Below are 562 nucleotides of genomic sequence, written 5' to 3' on the forward strand. Positions count from 1 at the left end.
GCACGCGCAGCAGCTGGGCGAAGAGGCCGGCCAGCAGTTCCTCGGTGGGAGTGCGCGGGGGGACGTAGGTGCCGGCCGGGGAGGAGGACACCGACTGCGGAGGGGGCAGGGCCTTGCGGTCCACCTTGGCGTTGGTGGTGAGCGGGAAGGCGTCCAGGCGTACCAGGGAGGAGGGCACCATGTACTCGGGCAGCCGCTGCATGAGGAAGGCGCGCAGCAGGGCCGTGTCGAGGGACTCGGGAGCGGCGACATAGCCGACGAGGCGCTTGTCACCGGGGACGTCCTCGCGCACCAGCGCCACGGCTTCGCTCACCTCGGAGTGAGCCAGGAGTGCGGCTTCGACTTCAGCCAGCTCGATGCGATAGCCGCGCACCTTCACCTGAGCGTCGGCGCGGCCGAGGAACTCCAGCACGCCGTCCTTGCGCCAGCGGGCAAGGTCTCCGGTGCGGTAGAGGCGGGCACCAAGCGCGCCGGAGAAGGCGTCGGGGACGAAGCGCTCGGCCGTCAACGCGGGCTGCTCGACATAGCCACGGGCCACGCCGTCGCCGCCGATGAACAGCTC

At 71.2% G+C, this 562-nt stretch carries 1 protein-coding gene; it reads right to left on the reverse strand.

The window, feature by feature from the left end; translation table 11 throughout:
- The coding region (locus G4D86_RS51835) for an AMP-binding enzyme (RefSeq protein WP_164003109.1) at window positions 1-562 on the reverse strand (562 nt) is incomplete at both ends.

This window comes from Pyxidicoccus caerfyrddinensis (assembly GCF_010894405.1).
Classification (GTDB): Bacteria; Myxococcota; Myxococcia; order Myxococcales; family Myxococcaceae; genus Myxococcus; species Myxococcus caerfyrddinensis.